Origin of the sequence: Pseudomonas sp. NPDC089395 (genome assembly GCF_044749525.1) — a bacterium.
Taxonomy (GTDB): domain Bacteria; phylum Pseudomonadota; class Gammaproteobacteria; order Pseudomonadales; family Pseudomonadaceae; genus Aquipseudomonas.
Genome location: NZ_JBIVID010000018.1, coordinates 73,880 through 80,011 on the forward strand (window position 1 = coordinate 73,880; position 6,132 = coordinate 80,011).

General features: G+C 64.9%; 5 protein-coding genes. 2 read left to right on the top strand and 3 right to left on the bottom strand.

What is annotated here, in order from left to right:
• Positions 1 to 426: a DUF1810 domain-containing protein gene (locus tag ACIPZG_RS25535; RefSeq protein ID WP_400718082.1), complete on the bottom strand. Its 426-nt coding sequence runs from the start codon at positions 424 to 426 to the stop codon at positions 1 to 3.
• Positions 427 to 584: 158 nt separating this feature from the next.
• Here ACIPZG_RS25535 and zapE point away from each other — a divergent pair, with 158 nt between their 5' ends.
• A complete protein-coding gene (gene zapE / locus ACIPZG_RS25540) occupies positions 585 to 1,655 on the top strand; it encodes a cell division protein ZapE (protein ID WP_400718085.1) in 1,071 nt (356 codons plus the stop codon).
• A 128-nt stretch (positions 1,656 to 1,783) separates the two neighbouring features.
• Here the strand turns inward: zapE and ACIPZG_RS25545 are convergent, their stop codons facing one another.
• A complete protein-coding gene (locus ACIPZG_RS25545; RefSeq protein ID WP_400718087.1) occupies positions 1,784 to 3,673 on the bottom strand; it encodes a propionyl-CoA synthetase in 1,890 nt (629 codons plus the stop codon).
• A gap of 180 nt (positions 3,674 to 3,853) precedes the next feature.
• Here ACIPZG_RS25545 and ACIPZG_RS25550 point away from each other — a divergent pair, with 180 nt between their 5' ends.
• Entirely contained in the window at positions 3,854 to 4,720 is an 867-nt protein-coding gene (locus ACIPZG_RS25550) for a LysR family transcriptional regulator (protein ID WP_400718089.1), read from the top strand.
• Here ACIPZG_RS25550 and ACIPZG_RS25555 read toward each other — a convergent pair.
• The gene (locus ACIPZG_RS25555) at positions 4,694 to 5,851 is read right to left on the bottom strand and encodes an HPP family protein (RefSeq protein WP_400718091.1); all 1,158 of its coding nucleotides are present in this window, start codon (positions 5,849 to 5,851) and stop codon (positions 4,694 to 4,696) included. The genes ACIPZG_RS25550 and ACIPZG_RS25555 overlap by 27 nt on opposite strands.
• Positions 5,852 to 6,132 lie beyond the last annotated feature (281 nt).

The window sequence follows — 6,132 nt, forward strand, 5'->3', positions numbered from 1 at the left end:
CTAGCGCCCCAGCAGCGCGAGGGTGCGCAGGTCAGGCTCGCCTGCATAGAACTGCGCGAGGGCGAGCTGGAACAGCGGATTGTCAGGCGCGACCTGGCTGAACAAGGTCAGGCACGAGCGCAACTTGAGATCGTCGGGGCTGCCGAGGATCTCGCGGGCGCTCTTGTCGCTGTGCTGCACGAGCGCGGTCATGCAGGCCTCAAGGCGCGGCCCCAGCAAGGGATGGCCAAGGTAGGCGCGGGCCTCGTCGAGGCCGGACAACGCATAGCGCTCGGCCATGATGCTGTGGCCCAGGCCGTCCAGCTGGGGGAACATGTACCACATCCAGTGGCTGCGCTTGCGCCCGGCCTGGAGTTCCTGGATCACTTGGTCATAGACCCGGTTTTGCGCCTCGACGAAGCGCTCGAGATCGAAATCGCTGGGCATGGCCACTGCTCCTCTGATCGGTGCCTTTCCTTAGCCTACGCCTGTATGGGCAACCTATCTCGCCAGCCGATCATTGCCCCGCAGTTTATCTATTGGTCAGAATGGCCTGCCTCGGGCAAGCTGCACGCTGCCCTGCCTTCGCCCAAGGAGCATCACTTTTGTCTGCCTGGATTCCTTCCCCGCTGCGCCACCTCGGCCAGCGCCTGAGCGGCGCATCGCCCCCTCAGCGCGAACTGCTCGGCTGGTTCGAAGACAAGGCGCACGGCCGTGGCTATCAGCTCAGCGATGGCCAGCGCCGGGTCATCCACAGCATGGCCGAGCAGCTTGCCGTGTTGCCGAGCGGCCAACCGCGCAGCCTGTACCTGCATGGCTCAGTCGGGCGTGGCAAGAGCTGGCTGCTCGACGGCTTCTTCCAGGCCGTGCCCATCGAGGCCAAGCAGCGCCTGCACTTTCATGACTTCTTTGCCCGCCTGCACCAGGGCATGCACCGCCACCGGCTGCTGGACGATGCGCTGGGCGCGACCCTGGATGAACTGCTAGGCGATTGCCTGGTGCTGTGTTTCGACGAATTCCACGTACACGACATCGGCGATGCCATGCTGCTGACGCGGCTGTTCAATGCCCTGTTCGAGCGCGGCATCTTCTTGCTGCTGACGTCCAACTACGCGCCCGAAGGGCTGCTGCCCAACCCGCTGTATCACGAGCGCTTCCTGCCGGTGATCCGCCTGATCAATGGCCGCATGCAGGTGCTGGAAGTGGATGGCGATACCGATTTTCGCAGCCTGCCGGCCAACCGCGAGCACCAGCGGTTTACCCAAGGGCATTATGTGTGGCCGGGGGATGCACAGCAGCGCCAGGCGTTGAAGGTGCCGGAACAACAGCCGGTGATGCTGGAAGTGAACAAGCGCCCCTTGCGCGCGCTGGCCATCGAGGGGCGGCGGGTGGTGTTCGCCTTTGACGATTTGTGCGAGAAGGCCACGGCGGTGATCGACTACCTGGTGCTGGCCAGGCAGTACGATGAGTGGATCATCGAAGGGCTGGACGATCTGTCGGAATGCACGCTGGCGGCGCAGCAGCGGTTCGTCAACCTGGTGGATGTGCTGTATGACCAGGACCGGCAGGTGACGGTGATCGGGCGGCGGCCGCTGGAAGAAAGTCTGGGTGGGCCGCTGGCCGACCTGATGCGCACTCGAAGCCGGTTGGGGCAGCTGCATCAAGTCGGGGTTTAGGTTTGTAGTGACTGGACGGGCCTCATCGCGGATAAATCCGCTCCTACAAGTACTGCGCCGCAAGTGATGACAGCGCTGTGCCTGTAGGAGCGGATTTATCCGCGATGGGGCCCCACCAGGTCACCCCATCAACCCGCCCGTGGCAAATCCGCCAACACCGCCTCTATCTCCCCCAACACCGCCACATCATCCAACGTAGAAGGCGGCACATACGCCTCCCCATCGGCAATCTTGCGCAGCACCGCCCGCAAGATTTTCCCGGAGCGCGTCTTGGGCAGCCGCTTCACCAACCGCACCCGATTGAAACACGCCAGCGCCCCGATCTCCTCGCGCACCCTGCCCACCAGTTCCACCAGCAACTGCGCTTCGGTAATGCCCTCACCATCCTTGAGCACCACCAGGGCCAGTGGCACCTGCCCCTTGATCTCGTCATGCACGCCAATCACCGCACACTCGGCCACGGCCGGGTGGCGGGCCACCAGGTCCTCCATCTCGCCCGTGGACAGGCGATGCCCGGAAACGTTTATCACGTCATCGGTACGCCCCATGATGTAGACGAAACCCTCGTCATCCAGGTAGCCGCCATCGCCGGTATGGTAGTAGCCCGGGTAGGTGCGCAGGTAAGCCTGCAGGTAGCGTTCGTGATCGCCCCATAGGGTCTGGCTGCACCCCGGTGGCAACGGCAACGCGATGACGATGGCGCCCTGGTGATCAGGGCCGAGCAGGTGCCCCTCGTCATCCAGAACCTGTACGTGGTAACCCGGCACCGCGCGGTTGCTCGACCCCGGCCGCGCCGCACTGCCCTCCAGGCCCACGCAGGGTGCAGTGACAGGCCAGCCGGTCTCGGTCTGCCACCAGTGATCGTGCACCGGCTTGCCGCTGACCCGTTCCAGCCATTGGTGCGTGCTGGAATCAAGCTTCTCCCCCGCCAGGAACAGCTGGCGCAGCGAGCTCAGGTCATGCCGGCGGATCAGTTCGCCGTCCGGGTCTTCCTTGCGAATCGCCCGCATGGCGGTCGGCGCGCAGAACAACGCATTGACCCGGTACTGTTCGACCACTCGCCAATAGGCCGAGGCATCGGGGGTGCGAATCGGCTTGCCTTCGTAGAACACCGTGGTGCAGCCGCTCATCAGCGGCCCGTAGACGATCAGCGAGTGGCCGACCACCCAACCGACATCGGAAATGCCCCACCACACATCGCCCGCCTGCATGCCATAGATGTGGCGCATGGCATAACACAGCGCGACCGCGTTACCGCCGTTTTCGCGCACGATGCCCTTGGGTTTGCCGGTGGTGCCGGAGGTGTACATGATGTACAGCGGGTCACCGGCATCCAGCGCCACCGGCGGCACCGGCTGGGCAGTGGCCAGCGCTTCGTGCCAGTCCAGGTCACGCCCCGCTTGCAGCTGCGCGCGGGCCTGGGGTCGCTGCAGCACCAGCACATGGCGCGGCTGGTGATGGGCCAGTTGCAGGGCGCGGTCGACCAGCGGCTTGTACTCGATCACCCGCTCGAACTCCAGGCCGCAAGACGCCGTCAGCAACAGCGTCGGCCGTGCATCGTCGATGCGCAGGGCCAGTTCGTTGGCGGCAAAACCGCCGAACACCACCGAGTGCACCGCGCCGATGCGCGCGCAGGCCAGCATGGCCATGGCCGCCTGCGGCACCATCGGCATGTAGATGATCACGCCATCGCCCTTGCCCACGCCAAGTTGACGCAACAGGCCGGCCAGGCGGGCCACTTCGTCATGCAACTGCTGATAGGTGAACGACTGCTGCACGCCGGTCACCGGCGAGTCGTAGATCAGCGCCGTCTGCTCGCCCCGGCCCTGCTCGATCTGGTGGTCGAGGGCCAGGTAGCAACTGTTCAGGCGCCCGTCGGCGAACCAGCGGTGGGTGCCGTCGGGGTTTTCCTGCAGGGTCAGGGACGGTTTGCGGTACCAGGCCAGGTGGTCGGCCTGTTCGGCCCAGAAGGCAGCAGGGTCGGTAATGGAATGGTCATAGCTGTGCTGGTAGGTCATGGTGACGAGAACCCGGTACTTGTTGTTATTGAGGGGCGAAGATTGAGTATGGACCGCCACGCCGGGCCCGCCATGGGACTAAAGTCACAACCCATATGCAGATTTGCAGGGCGCGCGAAGGTGCCCCATAACGGTGCAAAGTCTCTAGAATAGGCCACTCTTTTCCCCACCGAGCAGCCCATGGACATCGATCAGGCCCGTACCTTTCTGGAAGTCGTGCGCTGCGGCAGCCTGGTCGCCGCCGCCGAACGCCTGTTCGTGTCGCAGACGGCCATTACCGCCCGGGTACAGCGCCTGGAGCAGCAACTGGGTTGCCAGCTGTTCGTGCGCAACCGCAATGGCGCCAGCTTGACCAGCGACGGCGAAGCCTTCGTCAGTTATGCCAACCAGCTGGTGCAGACCTGGGAGGCGGCGCGGCGCGACCTGCCGCTGCCCCAAGGCTGCCAGCAGGTGCTGCATGTGGGCAGCGAGGTGAGCCTGGGCAACCCGATGCTGCTCGACTGGGTCAGCGCCTTGCACCGCGAGTTGCCCAGCCACGCGATCCGCAGCGAGGTGAGCGATGGCGAGTCGTTGTTGCGCAAAGTGGAGATGGGCCTGCTGGACGCGGTACTGGTGTATCAACCGACCTACGGGCCGGGCCTGCAGGTAGAGCAGTTGATGGAGGAGAAACTGATCCGCGTGCGCCGGGTCGATCGGCCCGAACCGTACATCTACATCGACTGGGGCGAGGCCTTCCGTCGCCAGCACGATGCCGCCCTGCCCGACTGCGCCCGCCCGGCGCTGAGCTTCAATCTCGGGCCGCTGGCCCTGCAGTTCATCCTCGACCAGGGTGGCAGTGGCTATTTCCGTACCCGCGTGGTGCAGGCCTACCTGGACAGCGGGGTGTTCGAGCGGGTACCACAGGCGCCGGAATTCACCTACCCGACCTACCTGGTGTACCCGCGCGAGCGTGACAGCGAAGCCTTGCAGCAGGCCTTCGCGGTGTTGCGCCGGCTGGTGGAGGCCGGCGCCAGCGATTGGTCACAACGCTGGGACCCGGTGATCTGAAACGCGGTCGGCGGCACTGAGCAACTGACGCTTGAGGCCGGCGATCAGGTCGGTCTGGGTAATCACGCCCACCAGCTGCTCGCCGTCGAGCACCGGCAGGCAATGCAGGCCTTGCTCGCACAACAGCGGCAACAGGCGTTCAAGCGGGTGCTGGCTGCTGACACTGACGACATGTCGGCTCATCACCTGCCCCATGCGCACCGCCTTGCGACCGAACAGGCCACGCCAGCTGAACTGCCCCCGTTGCATAGCCGGGCCGACCAGGTCGCTGAGGCTGACGATGCCCACCAGCTTGCCCTGCTTCAGCACGGGCAAGGTTTTCAGGTGGTGGCTGGTGAGCATCTTCCAGGCCTGCTCCAGGGTGGTGTCGGGGCCGGCGAACTGCACATCGCGGGACATCACCGAGGCGGCGGTGATGCCACCGAGGCTGCGCTGCAGGGCGTGCTGCTCGGTGGCCAGAATGATGCGTTCCAGCTCGTCGCGGGTGACGTCGACGAATTCGCCCAACTCTTCCAGGGCCTGATCCAGGTCCGCACTGCGGATGCCGACCCGCTCGCTGGGCAGCGGGTCGTGGGTGTGGTGCAGGTCTTTGCGCGGGGCCTTACCTTTGGGGTAGTGCACGCCAGTCAGGCGGTTATACAGCACCGCTACCGCCACCAGGATCAGCGCATTGAGCAGCACCGGCTCAAGCAAGTGGTCGCCCATGGCTGTCAGCCCCGAGTCGGCCAGTACCGCACTGACCGCCACACCGCCTCCTGGTGGGTGCAGGCAGCGCAACAGGCACATCACCAGCAGCGAGAGACCCAGGGCCACCGCGGCGACCCACAGCTCGGCGCCGAAGCCCTCGCGCATGGCCAGGCCCACCGCGCCGGCCAGGGCATAGCTGCCGAGCACCGACCAGGGCTGGGCCAGCGGCCCGGAATGCACGGCAAACACCAGTACCGCCGAAGCGGCCAGCGGGCCGAGCAAGTGCAAGGCGATGCTGGGCCCGTAGGCCAGGCTGGTCAGCCAGCCGGCCAGGAACAGGCCGAGCAACGCACCGATACCGGCGCGCAACCATTGTTTGGGGGGGATGTTCAGGGGCGCAGGCAACAGCCGCTGCAGACGACTTTCGGAACGCGAGGCAGACATTTAAGTGATCGTATGGGTATTTTTTTGATTTAAAAGAAAGCCCAGCCAAATTGGCCTGGGCCCTGGAAGGGGCTCCGTCCGTGGAGAGATGGAAACCGCAGGGTTTCTTGAAGGGGATTGTGCCGGGAGGGGGTGGGCTTGGGCCAATTCAAAAAAATGCGGCTGTACTGCAATATTTTTGCAGTGCGGGACTGTCAGTTTTTTTGTGTGCGGGCCGGTAAGGGCCTGCCGCTAGGCAGGCCCTGATTTTACCAGGTCGGCCTGATGAACCGATCCCCGTA

Coding starts and splice junctions, on each gene's coding strand:
- ACIPZG_RS25550 (WP_400718089.1), top strand. CDS start 3,854: ATGGACATCGATCAGGCCCGTACCTTTCTGGAAGTCGTGCGCTGCGGC.
- ACIPZG_RS25535 (WP_400718082.1), bottom strand. CDS start 426: ATGCCCAGCGATTTCGATCTCGAGCGCTTCGTCGAGGCGCAAAACCGG.
- ACIPZG_RS25555 (WP_400718091.1), bottom strand. CDS start 5,851: ATGTCTGCCTCGCGTTCCGAAAGTCGTCTGCAGCGGCTGTTGCCTGCG.
- ACIPZG_RS25545 (WP_400718087.1), bottom strand. CDS start 3,673: ATGACCTACCAGCACAGCTATGACCATTCCATTACCGACCCTGCTGCC.